This is a genomic window from Roseibium sp. (assembly GCF_048260565.1).
Lineage (GTDB): Bacteria > Pseudomonadota > Alphaproteobacteria > Rhizobiales > Stappiaceae > Roseibium.
Genome location: NZ_JBLXGP010000012.1, coordinates 129,237 through 147,137 on the forward strand (window position 1 = coordinate 129,237; position 17,901 = coordinate 147,137).

Here is a 17,901-nt window from a genome sequence, read left to right on the forward strand (position 1 = left end):
CGCCATGGCACACCGAAGCGACCAGAAAGCGGAAAACGCACCGGCCCATCGCGGCGCAAATGCGCGCGCCGACGATGCCCGCCTCGTGGCGGCCCTGGGCAAGCGCTCCATCGTACTCGTCGGCATCATGGGCTGCGGCAAATCCACCGTCGGCCGCCGCCTGGCGAACCGCCTCGACATCCCCTTCGTGGACGCGGATACGGAAATCGAACAGGCCGCCAACATGACCGTGCCGGAGATTTTCGCCGCCCACGGCGAGCCCTATTTCCGCAAGGGCGAGGAACGGGTGATCGCCCGGCTTTTGCGGGAAGGCCCCCAGGTTCTGGCAACCGGCGGCGGCGCCTACATGAGCGAGGCGACCCGGCAGGAGATCGCCGAAAACGGCATTTCCATCTGGTTGAAGGCGGATCTGGACACGGTCATGGAGCGGGTGCGCAAGCGGTCCAACCGTCCGCTTTTGCAGACCCCGGACCCGGAAGGCACCATGCGCGACCTGATGGCAAAGCGCTATCCGGTCTACGGCCTGGCCGAGCTGACCGTCAGTTCCCGCGACGTACCCCATGACCACGTAGTTGAAGATATCGTCGCAGCCCTTAAATCCAGACTGCTGGCGGAAGATCTGACCACTTCTGCCCAAGAAACCGCAACAGGCGCACAATGAGCGAAACACTGGACATCGCCCCGGAAAGGGAAGCGGAGCTGAGAACCGTCAACGTGGATCTGGGCGAGCGCTCGTACGGAATCGAAATCGGCCGCGGCCTGATCGAACAGGCCGGCGAGAAAATCGCGGAGCTCCTGCCCGGAAGCCGGCTGGCGATCGTCACCGATGAAACCGTGGCGGGCCTGCATCTGGACACGCTCAAAAAGAGCCTCAGCGCCGCCGGGCTGGATCATGTGGTCCTGACCGTTCCGGCGGGCGAAGCCACCAAGTGCTTTGCCATGTACGAACGCCTGTGCGACGAGGTCCTGGCAGCCCGGCTGGAACGCAGCGACGCGGTTGTCGCGCTTGGCGGCGGCGTGGTCGGCGACCTTGCCGGTTTCGTCGCGGCTTCCGTCCGCCGCGGCATGAAATTCATCCAGATCCCGACGACCCTGCTCGCCCAGGTGGACAGCTCCGTCGGCGGCAAGACCGGGATCAATTCCCGCCACGGCAAGAACCTGATCGGCGCCTTCTACCAGCCGTCCCTGGTCCTTGCCGATACGGCAATCCTCGACACCCTGCCTCTGCGCGACTTCCGCGCCGGCTATGCGGAAGTCGCCAAATACGGCCTGCTCGGCGACGAGCCGTTCTTCGCGTGGCTGGAGGACAACTGGCAGGCGGTCTTTGCCGGCGGTCCGGAACGGGACGAGGCGGTCGCCCGCTCGTGCCAGGCCAAGGCGGACGTGGTCGCGGCCGACGAGCTGGAGGCCGGACGCCGGGCGCTCCTCAACCTCGGCCACACCTTCGGCCATGCGCTGGAATCGGCGGTGGCTTACGAAACCGTGCGGCTCGTCCATGGCGAAGGCGTCGCCATCGGCATGATGCTCGCCCATGAGTTTTCGCAGCGCCTCGGCCTGATCGACGAGGACGTCGTCGCGAGGGTAGAAAAGCACCTGACCGATGTCGGGCTGCCGATCCGCATGTCGGACATTCCCGGCCAGCTCCCGCCCGCCGAAACGCTGATGGACATCATCGCCCAGGACAAGAAGGTCAGCCGAGGCCAGCTGACCTTCATCCTCAGCCGCGGCGTCGGCGAGAGCTTCGTCGAAAAGGGCGTGGAACCGGAAACCGTACGGACCTTTCTGGAAGAAAAGCTGAAGCAATGATGGAACTCACACTCTGGCTGGCCATTGCCGCCGTCTTCATCCTGCTGTTCCTGTCGGGCTTTTTCTCCGGCTCGGAAACGGCGCTGACCGCAGCCTCGCGCGCCCGTATCCACCAGATGGAAAAGAGCGGCGACGGCAAGGCGAAAACCGTCAGCCGCCTGATCGCCTCCCGCGAGCGGCTGATCGGCGCGCTTCTGCTCGGCAACAACCTGGTCAACATTCTCGCTTCCGCCCTGGCCACCAGCGTGTTCCTGACGCTGTTCGGTCACGCAGGCGTTGCGTTTGCCACCCTGATCATGACCGCGCTGGTCGTGGTCTTCGCCGAAGTCCTGCCGAAAACCTGGGCGATTTCCAATCCGGAGCGCTTTGCCCTAGCGGTCGCACCCGTGGTCAACGTCATCGTTGCCGTTTTCGGACCTGTCGTCATCGGCGTGGAGGCGATCGTGCGGATCATGCTGCGCGTCGTCGGCGTCAATGTGGGCGAGGACACCTCGATCCTGTCCGCCCATGAGGAACTGCGCGGCGCGGTCGACCTGCAGCACAAGGAAGGCGGGCTGGTCAAGGCGGAGCGCGACCGTCTCGGCGGCGTTCTCGATCTTGCCGAACTGGAAGTCTCCGACGTCATGGTGCACCGGACCAACATGGTCGCCCTGAACACGGAAGAAGAGCTGCCGAAACTGATCGACCAGGCGCTGTCGTCCCCCTACACGCGCCTGCCGTTGTGGCGCGGCGAAAGCGATAATTTCGTCGGCGTGCTGCACGCCAAGGACCTGCTGCGCGCCCTCCATGCCGCCGGCGGCGATTTTTCAAAGATCGATCTGCTCCAGATCGCGACCCCACCGTGGTTCGTGCCCGACACCACGAGCCTGCAGGACCAGCTCAACGCCTTCCTGCGCCACAAGGCCCATTTCGCCCTCGTCGTCGACGAATACGGCGAGGTGATGGGGCTGGTGACCCTGGAAGACATTCTGGAGGAAATCGTCGGCGAGATCGCAGACGAACACGACGTGGAACTGGAAGGCGTGCGGCCCCAGGCCGACGGTTCGGTCATCGTCGACGGCTCCGTCCCGATCCGCGACCTCAACCGGGCGACCGACTGGCGCCTGCCGGACGACGAGGCCACCACCATCGCCGGCCTCGTCATTCACGAGGCGCGGATGATCCCGGAAGAACGCCAGATCTTCACCTTCCACGGCTTCCGCATCACGGTGCTGCGCCGGGAGAAGAACCGGATCACCCGTCTCAGGATCATGCCGCTCGGCCAGAAACCCAACCTGCTGGCGGCCGGAGCCGCCCAGACCCCGCCCCCGCCGACCGTCCCGGCGAGCAAGGTTTAGGGCAGCCTGTCGCTTGCACCAGTTAACCTCTCCCATGGGGAGAGGTCGGAGCGAAACTCCGGGTGAGGGGTGTCCTCGAAAGGCAAGACGCTCTGACCGTCTAGGACGCCGTTGCCCGTGCCGCGCGTGGATCGGCTTCTTCAGGCGCGCGCGCCTCGATGGCGAGCGCGTGGACACCGGTGGCGAGGTCTTCGGCCAGCAATTCGTTGATCTTGCGGTGACGGTTGACCCGGCTCATGCCGGAAAAGGCGGGCGAGACGATCCGCACCCGGAAATGGGTTTCGCCGCCCTCGCGCCAGCCGCCGTGGCCGGCGTGCTTGTCCGATTCGTCGATGACGTCCAGTGTCTGCGGAGCCAGCGCCTGTGTCAGTTTGGCAATGATACTGTCCCTGGTGCTCATGCTATCTTTTTCCTTCTCTCGCGCTCAAGTTAACAGTCAGGCTCCGAATCGTCAGCGATTTCCGGGTTCGAAATATCAGCAAGAATGTAGATGTACATGAACGACACCAGTCTCAAGGATCATTGGAACCACGCCTGGGAAAAACAGGACGACACCGCGGTCAGCTGGTTTCAGGAAACACCGGAACCGTCGCTGTCGCTTGTCGAACGCCACGCACCCGACCGGACGTCCGCCTTCGTCGATATCGGCGGCGGCGCCTCCCGTCTGGTCGATTCCCTTCTCGACCATGGGTATTGCGACCTTACCGTCCTCGATCTTTCCGGATCTTCCCTGGAGATTGCCCGGCAGCGCCTCGGCGAACGGGCGAGCGGCGTCACCTGGATCGAAAGCGACGTTCTGGACTGGAAACCGGACCGCCGGTTCGGCGTCTGGCACGACCGGGCGGCCTTTCACTTTCTGACCGCTCCCGGCGATCAGGAACGTTACAGGGATCTTCTGGACCGCGCGCTGAAGCCCGGCGGGATCCTCATCCTCGGCACCTTCGCCCCGGACGGACCGGAAAAATGCTCCGGACTGCCCGTCTGCCGGCACGACAGTGCGACGATCTCGCGCGTGTTGGGCAACGGCTACGAACTTGTCGAAACCCTTGCCCATGACCATGTAACGCCAGCGGGACGCATCCAGCATTTCAGCTACAGCGTATTTCGCCGAAGCTGACATTCATGCTAATGTCTCCGGCTGCCACGCCCTGCCATTCCAAACCTGAATATGAAAACTGTCGGGACAGCCGCCCAAACCGACTTGTCCCGAAGCGCCCTGCGGACGATATTGACGCTCATGAAACTGGACTCAAAGATATTCGACAGCATCCGGGTCAAGCCTGACAAGGAACGTCTGGAGGAAGATCGCCACCCGGTGTGCGAACATCCGGGCTGCAAGCGGCCGGGCATCCATCGCGCGCCCAAAGGCCGGGACATGGAGGGCCAGTATTACCGGTTCTGCGTGGACCACGTCCGGGAGTACAACAAGTCCTACAATTATTTTTCCGGCATGCAGGACGACGATGTCCGCAACTATCAGAAGGATTCCATGACCGGCCACCGGCCCACATGGAAAATGGGCGTCAACCGCCAGGCGGCCGACGGCCCGGACGGCTATGATCCGCGCGCCAATATGCGTGCGCACGCCAACCGCAGGTCCGCCGATGCCCGGCGTCCGCGGCAAAGAAAGCTTCTGGCGCTTGAAAAACGCTCCCTGGATGTGCTGAATCTCCCTCAAACAGCACGTGGCGATGAGATCAAGGCGCGCTATAAGGAACTTGTGAAATTAAACCATCCGGATGCCAATGGCGGTGATCGTTCCTCCGAGGACCGCCTGCGGGAAATCATTCAGGCCTATAACGTCCTGAAGAAAGCCGGTTTCTGTTAGTCTGCATTTTCTGCAGGCTTTTTCCAACAAGAACGCCGCCCGGCCGTGTGCCGGGGCAGCGGAGGACCGATGACTGAGACGACGAACGCGGCTGCAAGCATGCCGGATACCGAAATTTCCGTGGAAGAGGTCTTTGGCTTCAAGACCGACCTGAGAGTACCGGCCTTTTCGACCGCGACCGAACACGTTCCGGACCGGGACGAAGACTATCTGTTCGACCGCGCGACCACGCTCGCCATCCTGGCAGGTTTCGCGCACAACCGCCGCGTCATGGTGACCGGCTACCACGGCACCGGAAAGTCGACCCACATCGAGCAGGTCGCCTCGCGCCTGAACTGGCCCTGTATACGCGTCAACCTGGACAGCCACATTTCGCGTATCGACCTTGTCGGCAAGGACGCCATCGTCATCAAGGACGGTCTGCAGATCACCGAATTCAGGGACGGCATCCTGCCCTGGGCCTACCAGCACAACGTCGCCCTCGTCTTCGACGAATACGACGCCGGCCGCCCGGACGTGATGTTCGTGATCCAGCGTATCCTGGAATCCTCCGGCCGCCTGACGCTGCTCGACCAGAGCCGCGTGATCCGGCCTCACCCGGCCTTCCGCCTGTTCGCCACCGCCAACACCGTCGGCCTCGGCGACACCTCCGGCCTCTACCACGGCACCCAGCAGATCAACCAGGCCCAGATGGACCGCTGGTCGATCGTCACCACGCTGAATTATCTGCCCCACGACAACGAAGTCGATATCGTCCTGTCCAAGGCCAAGCACTACCAGAATCCGGAAGGTCGCGAGATCGTGTCCAAGATGGTTCGCCTGGCCGACATGACCCGGAACGCCTTCATCAACGGCGACCTGTCGACGGTCATGAGCCCGCGGACCGTCATCACCTGGGCGGAAAACGCGAATATCTTCGGCGACGTCGGTTTTGCCTTCCGCCTGACCTTCCTGAACAAGTGCGACGACATGGAACAGACCCTGGTGGCCGAGTTCTATCAGCGCTGCTTCGGCGAGGAACTGCCGGAATCCGCCGTCAACGTCGTGATGAGCTAGGATCGATGGCAGGCCCTGGAGACAACAGCCGCCCCGGCAAGGGCAAACCGGTCGATACGGAACCGTTCAAGCGGGCCGTAACCGGGACCATGCGGGCGATCGCCGGCGAACCCGAGCTGGAAGTGGTGTTTTCCGGCGACCGTCCGGGTGTGTCGTCCGCTGGCGCCCGCCTGCCGGAGCCCTCGCGCAAGCTCTCCAGAGAGGAAGTCGCGATCACCCGGGGCATGAGCGATTCCATGGCCCTCAAGCTCGCCTGCCACGACCCCGCCGTTCATTCCAAAAACGCGCCCAGCGGGCCGGAGGCACGTGCCCTGTTCGAGGCTGTCGAACAGGCCCGCTGCGACGCGGTCGGCTCCATGCGCATGCAAGGCGTTGCCGGCAACATCTCCGCAATGCTCGACGACCGCTTCCGCAAGGCCAATGCCCCGGAAGTCACGAGCCGGGAAGATGCCCCGCTGCAGGACGCGCTTGCCATGATGGTGCGCGAACGCCTGACCGGCACGCCGCCGCCGGCGAGTGCGGCCAAGCTGGTCGACATGTGGCGGGAATGGATCGAGGACAAGGCCGGTCACGATCTGGACCGGCTGGTCCCGCAGCTCGAGGACCAGGCCGGCTTTGCCAGCCATTTCCGTGACGTTCTGAAAGCCCTCGACATGGGCGACGAGATCGGCGAGCACGACGACAGCGAAAACCAGGACGAAAACGAGGACAACGGCAACAACGACGAAGCCGAAACCGGTGGCGACACCGAACAGGACACCGGCGAGCAGGAAGCCTCTCCCCAGGAAATGGAGATGTCCGGCGAGGAACAGGACGCCGGCGAAACCGAGGCCGCCGATGCCGAGTTCGAAGACTTCGCCGAAGACGACATGGCGGAAGACGCCGAGGAAGCCGGCGAAAGCGAGCGCCGCGACCTGCCCTTCTCCAACCGGCCTCCGGTGTCCGACTACAAGGTCTTCACCACCCAGTTCGACGAGACGGTCACCGCGGAAGATCTCTGCGACATTGCCGAACTGGACCGCCTGCGCGGCTTTCTCGACAAGCAGCTGACCCATCTTCAGGGCGCGGTCGCACGACTGGCGAACCGGCTGCAAAGAAAATTGATGGCGCAGCAGAACCGGTCCTGGGATTTCGACCTGGAAGAAGGCCTGCTCGACACCGCCCGCCTGACCCGCGCGGTGACCGACCCCATGGCCCCGCTTGCCTTCAAGCAGGAACGGGATACCAATTTCCGCGATACGGTCGTCACCCTGCTACTGGACAATTCCGGCTCCATGCGTGGCCGACCGATCACGGTCGCCGCGACCTGCGCCGATATTCTCGCGCGCACGCTGGAGCGCTGCGGCGTGAAGGTGGAAATCCTCGGGTTCACCACCAAGGCCTGGAAGGGCGGCCAGTCACGCGAGGCCTGGATCGGCGCCGGCAAGCCGGCCACCCCCGGCCGGCTGAACGACCTGCGCCACATCATTTACAAGTCCGCCGACGCCCCCTGGCGCCGCGCACGCCGAAACCTCGGACTGATGATGCGCGAAGGCCTCCTGAAGGAAAACATCGACGGCGAGGCCCTGACATGGGCCCACGAACGGCTGATGGCCCGGCCGGAACAGCGGCGCATCCTGATGATGATCTCCGACGGCGCACCGGTGGACGACTGCACCCTGTCGGTCAACCCGGGCAACTATCTGGAGCGGCACCTGCGCTATGTCATCGAGGAAATCGAAACCAGGTCGCCGGTGGAGCTGATCGCCATCGGCATCGGCCACGACGTCACCCGCTACTATCGCCGGGCGGTCACCATCGTCGACGCGGAAGAACTGGCCGGCGCCATGACCGACCAGCTCGCCGATCTCTTCGACGACGAGGTGCAGATGGCGGCACCTGTCCGCGGCCGGCGGAAGCAGGCGGGAAATCGCCGATAATGAAGCGCCGCGGCGGATACGGCAGTCTGCTTGCCGCGGCTCTCCTCTTTGCGCTCCCATTCGCCTTCTCAGGCCCGGCCCATGCCCTCGATCTGCTCAGCGAAGGCACCCCGGCAAAGGTAACCGTCCGGCAGATAGACCAGTTCAAGATCGGCCGCTCGGATACGAAATTCGGTGCCCTGACCTATCTGGGAGGGCTGGAACTCATTTCTCCGGACCGGAATGTCGGCGGGCTGTCGGGCCTGCTCAGCCTGGATGACGGCCGGCAGATCCTGGCGGTCACCGATAATGGTATCTGGTTTTCCGCAACCGTTGACCAGACCCCGGACGGAAAGCCGGTCGGCATTTCGAATGCCCGTTATGCCGAGATGCTCGACAAGAGCGGCCGTGCCCTGCGGAACGGACGCGGCAGCGATACCGAGGCATTGACCATCGACGGCGACACCGTTCTGGTCTCCGCGGAGCGGATCAACACCATCTACCGTTTTCCCTGGCCCCTGAAAACCGGCAAAGAGCACCTGATCGGCGAACTTGCGCTCCCGTCCGAGGTTCGCAACCTGAGGGGAACCAAGGGGATGGAAGCCCTTGCACTGGCTCCATCCGGCTCGCCGATTGCCGGAACGCTGATCGCTATTGCGGAGCGGGGAAAGACCGGCGACGACGACCTGCCCGGATTTCTGATTACCGGCAACAAGGTGGAGCACTTCACCGTGATGCGTTCCGACCGGTATGACGCGACCGACGCCGCCTTTCTGCCTGACGGAACCCTGCTCCTGCTGGAGCGCCGGTTCAATCTCCGGGACCTGGTCGGCATGCGCCTCCGGCGATTTGCCGCCGACAGCATCCGTCCCGGTGCGACCCTCAAGGGCGATGTCCTCATGGAAGCCGATTACGGCAACCAGATCGACAACATGGAAGGCCTCGGCATCCACCGGGATGCCCGTGGCCGCACCATCCTCACGCTGATTTCGGACAACAACCGGTCTATCCTGCAGCGGACGCTTTTGCTCAGGTTCGTACTTGGCGACGGATAACAGGACCGAAATGTCCCGGGGGTGATTATGGACGCAGTAAATTATCCGCTTATCCTCGGGGCCGCGCTTGTCGCCATCCCGAGCCCCGGCCCGGCCACCCTCGCGATCGCCGGCGCCTCCATGGCCTCCGGCCGCCGGATCGGCATGGCGCTCGGCTCCGGGGTCCTGTGCGGATCGCTGACCTGGTCGGTCTCCGCCGCCTTCGGCCTGAGCGCGATCATGCTCACCCATGCCTGGATGTTCGAAGCCGTGCGCTACGCCGGCGCGGCCTATCTCATCTATCTTTCGATCGTTTCGGCACGGTCGGCCTGTTTCGGCCAGGGCAGGAAAGCCAGCCCCGTGGAAATCGGTTCCATGGGCGCGGCGTTCCGCAAGGGCCTGGCCATCCACCTGACCAACCCCAAGGCGATCCTGTTTTTCGGATCGCTCTACTCGCTTGGCGTTCCCTCGGGCGCAACGGCCGGGGACCTCATCTCCATCATTGCTGCGGTCGGTTCGCTCAGCGCGCTCATTTTCATCGGCTACGGCTGGCTGTTTTCAATTACCCCGGTCCGGCTGGCGTATTTGCGGCTTCACCGCTGGTTCAGCGGCCTGTTCGCCATCGCATTCGGAGCGATCGGCTTCAAATTGCTGACAACCCGGATCGTTTAGAGCGTTCGGCACAGGCATAGCCCGTACAAGAATTGCCTCCTCCTCACGCCGTCATTCCAGACAAGTGAGGCGCAGCCGAACGCAGATCTGGAAATCCAGATGTCAGCCCAAACGTAGCGACGACAAAATTCAATAAAAAACAGGACGCGCTTATGCGCGACTGATGCCTGGATTCCAGATCAGCGCGCAGCTTTGCTGCTCTTGTCTGGAATGACGTGAGAAAGAAATCAGGCAGCCGCACCCTTCGGCATCGGGACCAGCAGGCCGAGCAGAATGCGATAGGGCGCAAGCAGGAAGACAGCGACCAGGATCTTCACGCTGAAATCGCCCACCGCCCAGGAAATCCAGCGCGGCACTTCCGCAGCGAATACACCCAGCAGCGGCGCCGTCTCGACTGCGAACGCGTCGTAATAGCCGAGCAGAACGGCGAAGGCGCCCGAGAACGCGATGGAGAAGAACAGGATCGTATCGATCACCGATCCAATCAGGGAGGAGGCGAACGGTGCCTTCCACCAGCTCAACCGGCGCAGGCGGTTGAAAACGGTCACATCGAGCAGCTGCGCGACAAGAAAGGCCGTACCGGATGCGGCCGCGATGCGCGGCGTCGACAGCAGTATCGACAGCGCAACAGCCAGTACAAAACCGACCGCCACCACAAGACGGGCCGGATTCGGTCCGAATTTGCGGTTGGTCAGGTCCGTGACCAGAAATGCGGCAGGATAGGTGAATGCGCCCCAAGTGAGCAGATCGGCCAGGTTGAGCGCACCGAGATGGCCCTGGACCGGAAACTGGACCAGGTAATTGGACGCAACAACGACCACAGCCATCGCGGCGACCGCGATGGCGAATTGGCCCACGGAGAATCTCCGGGTAACAGTCATTTCAGATCCCCGAAAGGGTTCAGGCGGCAGCAGCTTCCGCCTGCTGGCGCTTGATGCTGACCTTGATCTGACGCGCCTTGTCCGACAGGCTGTCGTCGGAAGCCTTCAGCAGGTAAGCGTCGAGACCGCCCTGATGTTCAACCGAACGCAGAGCATGCGCGCTGATGCGCAGCTTGAAGGTCTCGCCGAGCGTATCGCTCAGCAGGGAGACGTTGCACAGGTTCGGCAGGAACCGGCGACGGCTCCTGTTGTTGGCGTGCGAGACGTTGTTGCCCGTCATCACGTCTTTGCCGGAGAGTTCGCAGCGGCGTGCCATGATATCACCTTTTGTCTTCTGGCCGGATTTGAATGGCCTGGCAGTTACGACCGGAAAGGAGCGGGCCACCGGCCCGGCTGCGGCATTTCCGGCATTTTTCGGAAAAAGTTGCCCCGCTATAAAGGGCGCGCGCGCCATCGTCAAGACATCTGCGCGTTCAGGCTGAATTTCTCGCGCAATCGGCCTGTTTCAGGTGATCTCGTGGCCGCGTCCGGGCGCCGGCTGCCGTGCCGTCATCCTTTCTGCATTTTTCGGTGGCTCTTCTGTGTTATGTTAACCATAGAGTTACCATGACAACGAACAATTGCGCCATTGGTATTCAGGATTGCGGAAGAGGGTCCGACAATCTTCCCAAACGCAGTGGGCCATACGCAATGGGAATCGCGCGGGGGCGCAGCAACTCTGCCCGAGGACGGGCAGTGTGGAGGTTTGAAGTGTCAGGTCTTAAGTCATTCGGACGGTTTCTGGCTGTGCCAGTTCTGGCCACCGCTCTTTGGACGGCCCCGGCGGCAGCGCAGAAAAGCAGTGTCGGCGGCCTGTACAACATCACCATTGCCGGCCTGACGATCGGGCGGGGCAGTCTTGCTCTTGTCCTGCAGGGCAACGCCTATTCGGCCAAGGTCGGCGTGGAACCGGCCGGTGTCGGCACCTTGTTTAGCACTGGCAAGGGTGGCGCGCAGGCCTCCGGCTGGCTTCTGGGAAACAAGGTCGTTCCGTCAAAATACGAGATGGCGTCGCACGCGGCGAACCGGGATTTCTACGTCGCCCTCGCCCAGGGCTCCGGACACATCCGCTCCATGGAAGTGATGCCCCAGTTCAAGCCGAACAAGGAACGGATCAAGGTAACGGCCAAGCATCGCAACAACGCGATGGATCCCTTGAGCGCGGCCCTGATGCCGGTCCCGGCCCGGGACGACCTGATCGGCCCGGAAGCCTGCAAGCGCAAACTGCCGATTTTCGACGGCTGGACCCGCTTCGACATCAAGATGAGCTACAAGGGCACGAAAAACGTGTCCGGACACGGCTACGACGGCCCGGTCGTCGTCTGCACGGCGAAATGGATTCCGGTGGCAGGCCATCGCCCGTCCAAGGAATCGGTGAAATACATGGCCCAGGCGGGAATGGAAGCCTGGCTGGCACCCCTTGGCGGCAATGTCCTGATCCCATACCGGATCTCCATCGACACCAAAACCGGCCGGCTTGTGGTGCAGGCGTCCCAGCTCAACATCAAATCCGGCGCCGGAGACCAGGCCGCCAGATAGGCTCCCATTCCCACTTCGAATGGTCCCGTGTCCGGAGGCTCTCCTTGTCGCCATCGGACCACGCCGCTCTTGCGCCCGGTTCCGTCTCTTGATAGAGCCCATGGCAAGCGTTACGCAAACAACCCTCCCGGAAATTCGGGACAGACGCCCCTCCTCATTGATCAGGCAGTGGCGCGTTTCAGGTGTGAGAGTAGATGCACAGCTATCTGGAATTCGAAAAACCCGTCGCCGACATTGAAGGCAAGATCCAGGAATTGCGGGCACTGGCCGCAGGTGGAGAAGCCGTCAATGTGGAAGACGAGATCAATCGCCTGAAGGGCAAGTCCTCGCAAACCCTGCAGGATCTCTATTCCAAACTGACCCCCTGGCAGAAAACGCTGGTCGCCCGCCATCCCGACCGGCCCCATGCCGCGGATTACGTCGCCGGGCTGATCGAGGATTTCACCCCGTTGGCCGGCGACCGCAATTTTGCCGAAGATCATGCGATCATCGCCGGTCTCGGCCGGTTTCGCGGACAGTCGGTCGCCATCCTTGCCCAGGAAAAAGGCTCCGATACCCAGTCCCGCCTGAAACACAATTTCGGCATGGCCCGTCCGGAAGGCTACCGCAAGGCCGTGCGGATCATGGACATGGCGGAACGTTTCGGCCTGCCGGTGATTTCTCTTGTCGACACCGCCGGCGCCTATCCGGGGATCGGCGCGGAAGAACGCGGCCAGGCAGAGGCGATTGCCCGCTCGACCGACAAGGGTCTGGGTCTCGGCTCACCGACCGTGTCGGTCGTGATCGGCGAAGGCGGGTCGGGCGGAGCGATTGCCATCGCTACCTCCAACAAGGTTCTGATGCTCGAACACGCGATCTACTCGGTGATTTCTCCGGAAGGCGCCGCATCGATCCTCTGGCGCGACAGCGCGCGCGCGCAGGATGCGGCGACCAACATGAAGATCACGGCTCAGGACCTGCTGCAGCTCGGCGTGATCGACGGCATCGTCGAGGAACCGGTCGGTGGCGCGCACCGGGCGCGGGAAACCGTGATCGACCGGACCGGATCGGCGATCGAGGCTGCCCTAGCCGACCTTGCCGGCAAGAGCGCCGACGAGATCCGCAAGCACCGCCGCGAGAAATTTCTCGCGATCGGACGCACCCTGTCCTGACATCCAGCATTTTCGCGTCCGCCACAGGATTTTCTCCGCGCCTTCTGAAAGGGCGCGGCGCTGCCGTTGTTTAGCCAGAATTTCAAGGCATTGAACGACGTGCCTGATCTTCAAGCATAACGTAGAGGCAGTCAGGCGTTGACGAAAATGTGCTGAACCTTAGTCTTTCACTGAAGGGACGGTTTTGAGTAACCTGCTGGCAACCATAATCTCATAGATTTTCGGGATGAGAGGCCGGTCGGGACGACGAAACTCCGTCGCGGAGGATAACACCGCTCCGGCCGCAAGCACCACTGGTATGAAGCGTATTTGGGACGATCACATGGCGGCATGGCGCCTTCCGACAGGACAATTTCCAACAATGCGTTTTCCGCGCGTCGCCAGCCGTGCCCGGGTCATGGGCCGGATCGCCGGCCGGCTTGCGGGCATGGTTCTTGTAGCCGGGGGTCTCGCCGCCTGCCAGCCGGATGAGCTCGGCTACGGTCCGAAGGCCCAGCGCCCCGTCAGCGCGCCCGTCAAGCGCAAGATGACAGATCTCGACATGCCGTCGACATCGCCGATCATGATCCGGATCTTCAAGGAGGAATCCACCCTGGAGGTCTGGAAGGAAAAGCGCAACGGCCGCTTTGCGCTTCTGGACTCGTTCGAGATCTGCAAGTGGTCCGGCAAGCTCGGCCCGAAATTCAAGGAGGGCGACCGTCAGGCGCCGGAAGGGTTTTACGAGATCACTCCGGGCCTGATGAACCCGAATTCCAGTTACCATCTGGCCTTCAACCTCGGTTACCCGAACCAGTATGACCGCTCCTATGGCCGGACCGGCTCCAACCTGATGGTCCATGGCGCCTGTTCGTCGCGCGGCTGCTACGCCATGACCGATGCCCAGGTTCAGGACATCTACGCGCTTGCCCGCGACAGCTTCAAGGGCGGCCAGCGCTCTTTCCAGGTGCAGGCGTTCCCGTTCCGCATGACCCCGGAAAACATGGCCAAGCACTATGACAGCGAGCACATGGATTTCTGGCGCATGCTGAAGGTCGGCTACGATCACTTCGAGCTGACCAAGGTGCCGCCGAAAGTCTCGGTCTGCGAGAAGAAATATGTTTTCGACGCCACGACGCTGGTCGAAGGCGTTCCCTTCAAGGCAGCCGCGAAATGCCCGGCCTACGAGGTAGCGCCCCGGCTGCAGCAGCTGGTTCAGGAGAAGCAGCGCAAGGACGACGAGAAATACCAGCAGTTGGCGGCAAGATACGAGGCCCGCGCCGAACGTCAGAAGCGGTGGGAAGAACGGCAGACCAAATTCGCCAAAGCTCCAGGCGATGCTACCGAAGCAAGCACGGACGAAACGTCTGAGAATACGGAAGCCGCTGCGGCTGAGGCAACCGCTTCCGTTGCAGCAGCGCCCCAGCAGACCCGGCCGGGAGCCGCGGTCGAAACCCAGGCCGTTGCCTTGCAGTCGGAAAAGAAGGAAAGCCCGACAGCCGGTTTCTTCAAGCGCTGGCTGCCCTTCGGTCCGAAATCCGAAGACACCGAAGGCACCGTCGGACCGATCGATACGACCGCGACCCCCGAGCCGAAGCCCTGATTGGGCCATCGGAACTTTTTAAGCCCAGATCGCCATCCTGAGGCCCTTGCCGTCGCGCGTGTAATCCGTCGGAAACGGCTCTGCACGTCCATTGGAGATCCGTTCCGCAATCAGGCAATTCGCCGCCGCATCCAGCAGATCGTCCCGTCCGCAGCCTCGCGGCGGCGGCTGGTCGAGGAAATCCCGCTTAAAGCCGCATGAGACAAGCAAGTCCCGACGCTGGTCGAGGCCGGGTCCGTTGGCGCGGCTCTTGACCTTTTTCGGCAGGCTCATCGCCTTACCCCCATTCAGTCGCCAGAAGGCGAGTTCGGGATGGACCTCGTAGACCCGCGCCTCCAGCTCCGGCGTCATCAGCCCGTCGATCTCGCGGATTTTCGGAAACAGATAAAAGGCCTGCTTGGAAACCTTCTTCGGCGGTTCGGACGTCGTCTGCGCGACCTCGCAGGCCTGAGCGTAATCCTCGGCATAGACCGCCGCGCGTGACGGAACCGCGAAGACCGAGGACTGCCGCTCGCCCAGATGCCGGCGGGCCGCCTTTTCCGGCCCGCGTCCGCCGGGTCCGATCCGCTCGGGAAGGCCGATCGGCATGTCGACGGCGACCACCGAAATGGCCGGCGAATAGTCCAGGACCTCCTCGAAAGAGGAAAAGACGGCCAGACGGGTTTCTGCGGCGTCTTCGAGCTCGCGAATGACCGCGATCCAGCCGGCCTTGCAGCCATCGACACCAGCAACCCGGACGTTGCCCTGTTCAGGCACGGCTGGCGGTTTCCAGGACGCGGCGGCTCGAGACGAGGGCCATCGGCCGCCCGAGCGATTGCTGCTCTTCGGCGAAAAGCAGCTCGTCCGCGCCCTTCTTCACGCTGCGTGCGACCAGTTCGAAGGCGGAACCGGCGGCACGCACCAGCGCATCTTCGTCGGACAGACCATCCAGGTGGCGCGAGAGGAACAGCCCGGCGATCAGGTCGCCGGTGCCGTGAGGCGCGTCAGGTACCATGGCATGCTCGGCAACCACGGCGCCGCGCGGTCCGGCCAGAAGATTCGCGATCGCATTGCGCCGCAACGCCGGCGCGGAGGTCACCAGCACCCGCTCCGCGCCCAATGTCCGCGCCGCGGACAGGGCCTGCAACTCACTCGTCACCTTGCGGCCCGTCAGCCAGGACAGTTCGAAACAGTTCGGCGTAACGATATCTGCGAGCGGCACCAGCGTGTCGCGTATGGCCGAAGCGGTCGCCTGCGGCACGTAGAGACTTCCGTCCGTCTCGTCGGTCCGGTCTCCCATGACCGGGTCGCAGACGTAAGGCGCGTCCGGCGTGTGGCGCTTGACTGCCTTCACCAGCTCCGCGATCGGTGCTGCCTGGTCCGGATGGCCGAGATAGCCGGTCAGGACCCCTCCGATCTCGGCAAGCTTGGGCGAGGCCACAAGATCGGCGACGATCGCGGAAAAATCGGCCGGATTTGGCGTGATCCGCGTGCCTTTGCCCTGCCCTGGATGCCAAGGCAACAGGATCGTCGGCAGGAACCAGACGGAATGGCCGAGCCGCTCCAGGGAAAAAACCAGTCCGCGGCCGCTGATCCCGCCGCGCACGACCTGAGAGGTAATGACCAGCAGGGGCTTTTTGACCGCCGCCGGCTGGCCTTGAGGTATGTTCATGTCCGGTTCTTTCGTCAGACGCTCTTGCCTGAAAATGCTTGCTCGGAAGGCACTTGGGAGGCGCCACGACCATAGCGGTTTTCGATGTAATCGAGAACCATCTGCTTGAACTCGTCGGCAATGCCTTCCCCGCGCAGGGTCGCGACCTTCTCGCCGTCGATGAAGACCGGAGCGGACGGCGTTTCGCCGGTTCCGGGAAGCGAAATGCCGATGTCGGCATGCTTGGATTCCCCCGGCCCGTTCACGATACAGCCCATCACCGCCACATTGAGGCTTTCCACACCGGGATACTGTTCCCGCCAGACCGGCATCGACACGCGGATATGGTCCTGAATGTCGCTGGCAAGCTCCTGGAACACGGTCGACGTGGTCCGCCCGCAGCCCGGACAGGCCGCCACCACGGGCACGAAGGCACGGAAGCCCATGACCTGGAGAAGCTCCTGGGCCACCTGAACCTCCCGGGTCCGGTCGCCGCCCGGTTCCGGCGTCAATGAGACACGGATCGTGTCGCCGATGCCCTGCTGCAGCAGGATCCCCATGGAGGCCGCGGAAGACACGATCCCCTTGGTTCCCATGCCGGCTTCGGTGAGCCCCAGATGCAGCGCGTAGTCGCAGCGGCGGCCCAGATCGGCGTAGACGGCGATCAGGTCCTGCACCTGGCTGACCTTGGCCGACAGAATGATTTTATCCCGACCCATGCCCAGCGCCTCGGCCCGTTCGGCGGACAGAAGACCGGATTGGATGATCGCCTCGCGCATAACCGCCGCGGCCGAGACCGGGGTATCGCTTTTCGCGTTCTCATCCATCAGCCGGGTCAGGAGTTCCTGGTCGAGCGAGCCCCAATTGACGCCGATGCGCACCGCCTTGTCGTATTTCAACGCCAGATCGATGATCTGCGAGAACTGGGTATCCCGCTTGGCCTTGAAGCCCACATTGCCCGGATTGATCCGGTACTTGTCGAGCGCGGCCGCGCAATCCGGATAATCGGCAAGCAGCTTGTGGCCGATGTAATGAAAGTCGCCAACCAGCGGCACATCGATCCCGATCCGATCCAGACGCTCCTTGATCCGGGCCACCTGGGCCGCGGCTTCCGGCCGGTCGACGGTAATGCGGACGAGTTCCGACCCGGCGCGCGCAAGGGCCGCGACCTGGGCGACCGTGGCATCCGCGTCCGCCGTATCCGTATTGGTCATGGACTGCACCACGATGGGCGCATCGCCGCCGACCGTGACATTGCCGACCCGAACAGGCACCGACACCCGTCGTGGCAGGGGTTTTGCGAAATCGTCGATCATGGGATCAGCCAATTCAATTTGCCGTCTTTTTTCGTGACAGGGCAGTCATACCGATTGATTAGTGTTCCTCAGACAAAAGGGCAATGGGCTGAGTATATCAAAGCCTGATGACAAATCGCCCCTTCCCGCTAAACT

18 protein-coding genes are annotated in these 17,901 nt (G+C 63.0%); 12 read left to right on the forward strand and 6 right to left on the reverse strand.

Annotated features, from left to right (window positions below; translation table 11 throughout):
- Positions 1-4 precede the first annotated feature (4 nt).
- Genes ACN0SO_RS21230 through ACN0SO_RS21240 form a run of 3 tightly spaced genes read left to right on the forward strand, consistent with a single transcriptional unit; the run spans position 5 to position 3,143 of the window.
- Positions 5-661 (forward strand): shikimate kinase, encoded by a 657-nt coding sequence (locus ACN0SO_RS21230; protein ID WP_417680831.1) that lies wholly within the window; start codon positions 5-7, stop codon positions 659-661.
- Positions 658-1,806: a 3-dehydroquinate synthase gene (gene aroB, locus ACN0SO_RS21235; RefSeq protein WP_417680833.1), complete on the forward strand. Its 1,149-nt coding sequence runs from the start codon at positions 658-660 to the stop codon at positions 1,804-1,806. The genes ACN0SO_RS21230 and aroB overlap by 4 nt, the downstream gene beginning before the upstream one ends.
- Positions 1,803-3,143: an HlyC/CorC family transporter gene (locus ACN0SO_RS21240; protein WP_417680835.1), complete on the forward strand. Its 1,341-nt coding sequence runs from the start codon at positions 1,803-1,805 to the stop codon at positions 3,141-3,143. The genes aroB and ACN0SO_RS21240 overlap by 4 nt, the downstream gene beginning before the upstream one ends.
- A 100-nt stretch (positions 3,144-3,243) precedes the next feature.
- Here ACN0SO_RS21240 and ACN0SO_RS21245 read toward each other — a convergent pair whose 3' ends face one another.
- Entirely contained in the window at positions 3,244-3,543 is a 300-nt protein-coding gene (locus ACN0SO_RS21245; protein ID WP_417680837.1) for a BolA family protein, read from the reverse strand.
- Positions 3,544-3,639: 96 nt separating this feature from the next.
- Here ACN0SO_RS21245 and ACN0SO_RS21250 point away from each other — a divergent pair, with 96 nt between their 5' ends.
- The 6 genes from ACN0SO_RS21250 to ACN0SO_RS21275 all read left to right on the forward strand — a co-directional run bounded on the left by ACN0SO_RS21250 (position 3,640) and on the right by ACN0SO_RS21275 (position 9,631).
- A complete protein-coding gene (locus ACN0SO_RS21250) occupies positions 3,640-4,260 on the forward strand; it encodes a class I SAM-dependent methyltransferase (RefSeq protein ID WP_417680839.1) in 621 nt (206 codons plus the stop codon).
- A 120-nt stretch (positions 4,261-4,380) separates the two neighbouring features.
- Entirely contained in the window at positions 4,381-4,971 is a 591-nt protein-coding gene (locus ACN0SO_RS21255) for a DnaJ domain-containing protein (RefSeq protein WP_417680841.1), read from the forward strand.
- A gap of 69 nt (positions 4,972-5,040) precedes the next feature.
- Entirely contained in the window at positions 5,041-6,027 is a 987-nt protein-coding gene (gene cobS, locus ACN0SO_RS21260; protein WP_417680843.1) for a cobaltochelatase subunit CobS, read from the forward strand.
- 5 nt (positions 6,028-6,032) lie between these two features.
- Positions 6,033-7,946: a cobaltochelatase subunit CobT gene (gene cobT, locus ACN0SO_RS21265; protein WP_417680845.1), complete on the forward strand. Its 1,914-nt coding sequence runs from the start codon at positions 6,033-6,035 to the stop codon at positions 7,944-7,946.
- Positions 7,946-8,980 (forward strand): esterase-like activity of phytase family protein, encoded by a 1,035-nt coding sequence (locus tag ACN0SO_RS21270; RefSeq protein WP_417680847.1) that lies wholly within the window; start codon positions 7,946-7,948, stop codon positions 8,978-8,980. The genes cobT and ACN0SO_RS21270 overlap by 1 nt, the downstream gene beginning before the upstream one ends.
- Positions 8,981-9,007: 27 nt before the next feature.
- Complete coding sequence (locus ACN0SO_RS21275; protein ID WP_417680849.1) at positions 9,008-9,631, forward strand: LysE family translocator; 624 nt, start codon at positions 9,008-9,010, stop codon at positions 9,629-9,631.
- A gap of 227 nt (positions 9,632-9,858) precedes the next feature.
- Here the strand turns inward: ACN0SO_RS21275 and ACN0SO_RS21280 are convergent, their stop codons facing one another.
- Together ACN0SO_RS21280 and rpmB are read right to left on the reverse strand one after the other, a co-directional pair.
- Positions 9,859-10,512, reverse strand: coding sequence for a queuosine precursor transporter (locus tag ACN0SO_RS21280; protein ID WP_417680851.1), 654 nt, complete (start codon positions 10,510-10,512; stop codon positions 9,859-9,861).
- Positions 10,513-10,531: 19 nt separating this feature from the next.
- Entirely contained in the window at positions 10,532-10,828 is a 297-nt protein-coding gene (gene rpmB / locus ACN0SO_RS21285; RefSeq protein ID WP_417680853.1) for a 50S ribosomal protein L28, read from the reverse strand.
- Between the two features lie 434 nt (positions 10,829-11,262).
- On the opposite strand from rpmB, the gene ACN0SO_RS21290 reads away from it, so the two are divergent.
- The 3 genes from ACN0SO_RS21290 (at position 11,263) to ACN0SO_RS21300 (ending at position 14,820) form a co-directional block, all read left to right on the forward strand.
- Positions 11,263-12,090, forward strand: a complete 828-nt coding sequence (locus ACN0SO_RS21290) for a DUF3108 domain-containing protein (RefSeq protein WP_417680855.1) — start codon at positions 11,263-11,265, stop codon at positions 12,088-12,090.
- Positions 12,091-12,284: 194 nt separating this feature from the next.
- Positions 12,285-13,241: an acetyl-CoA carboxylase carboxyltransferase subunit alpha gene (locus ACN0SO_RS21295; protein ID WP_417680857.1), complete on the forward strand. Its 957-nt coding sequence runs from the start codon at positions 12,285-12,287 to the stop codon at positions 13,239-13,241.
- Between the two features lie 361 nt (positions 13,242-13,602).
- A complete protein-coding gene (locus ACN0SO_RS21300) occupies positions 13,603-14,820 on the forward strand; it encodes a L,D-transpeptidase family protein (protein WP_417680859.1) in 1,218 nt (405 codons plus the stop codon).
- An 18-nt stretch (positions 14,821-14,838) separates the two neighbouring features.
- On the opposite strand, the gene ACN0SO_RS21305 is transcribed toward ACN0SO_RS21300, so the two are convergent.
- From ACN0SO_RS21305 to ispG, 3 genes are read right to left on the reverse strand one after another with little or no spacing between them, the layout of a single operon-like run.
- Positions 14,839-15,576 (reverse strand): DUF429 domain-containing protein, encoded by a 738-nt coding sequence (locus ACN0SO_RS21305; RefSeq protein ID WP_417680861.1) that lies wholly within the window; start codon positions 15,574-15,576, stop codon positions 14,839-14,841.
- Positions 15,569-16,471 (reverse strand): pyridoxal kinase, encoded by a 903-nt coding sequence (gene pdxY, locus ACN0SO_RS21310; RefSeq protein WP_417680863.1) that lies wholly within the window; start codon positions 16,469-16,471, stop codon positions 15,569-15,571. The genes ACN0SO_RS21305 and pdxY overlap by 8 nt, the downstream gene beginning before the upstream one ends.
- Positions 16,472-16,485: 14 nt before the next feature.
- Entirely contained in the window at positions 16,486-17,766 is a 1,281-nt protein-coding gene (gene ispG, locus ACN0SO_RS21315) for a flavodoxin-dependent (E)-4-hydroxy-3-methylbut-2-enyl-diphosphate synthase (protein WP_417680940.1), read from the reverse strand.
- Between the last annotated feature and the right edge of the window lie 135 nt (positions 17,767-17,901).

Excerpts from the sequence above, each read along its gene's own strand:
- pdxY (WP_417680863.1), bottom strand. The coding sequence starts at position 16,471 with ATGAACATACCTCAAGGCCAGCCGGCGGCGGTCAAAAAGCCCCTGCTG.
- ACN0SO_RS21275 (WP_417680849.1), top strand. The coding sequence starts at position 9,008 with ATGGACGCAGTAAATTATCCGCTTATCCTCGGGGCCGCGCTTGTCGCC.
- ACN0SO_RS21250 (WP_417680839.1), top strand. The coding sequence starts at position 3,640 with ATGAACGACACCAGTCTCAAGGATCATTGGAACCACGCCTGGGAAAAA.
- ACN0SO_RS21255 (WP_417680841.1), top strand. The coding sequence starts at position 4,381 with ATGAAACTGGACTCAAAGATATTCGACAGCATCCGGGTCAAGCCTGAC.
- ispG (WP_417680940.1), bottom strand. The coding sequence starts at position 17,766 with ATGATCGACGATTTCGCAAAACCCCTGCCACGACGGGTGTCGGTGCCT.
- cobT (WP_417680845.1), top strand. The coding sequence starts at position 6,033 with ATGGCAGGCCCTGGAGACAACAGCCGCCCCGGCAAGGGCAAACCGGTC.
- aroB (WP_417680833.1), top strand. The coding sequence starts at position 658 with ATGAGCGAAACACTGGACATCGCCCCGGAAAGGGAAGCGGAGCTGAGA.
- ACN0SO_RS21300 (WP_417680859.1), top strand. The coding sequence starts at position 13,603 with ATGCGTTTTCCGCGCGTCGCCAGCCGTGCCCGGGTCATGGGCCGGATC.
- ACN0SO_RS21245 (WP_417680837.1), bottom strand. The coding sequence starts at position 3,543 with ATGAGCACCAGGGACAGTATCATTGCCAAACTGACACAGGCGCTGGCT.
- cobS (WP_417680843.1), top strand. The coding sequence starts at position 5,041 with ATGACTGAGACGACGAACGCGGCTGCAAGCATGCCGGATACCGAAATT.
- ACN0SO_RS21240 (WP_417680835.1), top strand. The coding sequence starts at position 1,803 with ATGATGGAACTCACACTCTGGCTGGCCATTGCCGCCGTCTTCATCCTG.
- ACN0SO_RS21295 (WP_417680857.1), top strand. The coding sequence starts at position 12,285 with ATGCACAGCTATCTGGAATTCGAAAAACCCGTCGCCGACATTGAAGGC.
- ACN0SO_RS21230 (WP_417680831.1), top strand. The coding sequence starts at position 5 with ATGGCACACCGAAGCGACCAGAAAGCGGAAAACGCACCGGCCCATCGC.
- ACN0SO_RS21280 (WP_417680851.1), bottom strand. The coding sequence starts at position 10,512 with ATGACTGTTACCCGGAGATTCTCCGTGGGCCAATTCGCCATCGCGGTC.
- rpmB (WP_417680853.1), bottom strand. The coding sequence starts at position 10,828 with ATGGCACGCCGCTGCGAACTCTCCGGCAAAGACGTGATGACGGGCAAC.
- ACN0SO_RS21270 (WP_417680847.1), top strand. The coding sequence starts at position 7,946 with ATGAAGCGCCGCGGCGGATACGGCAGTCTGCTTGCCGCGGCTCTCCTC.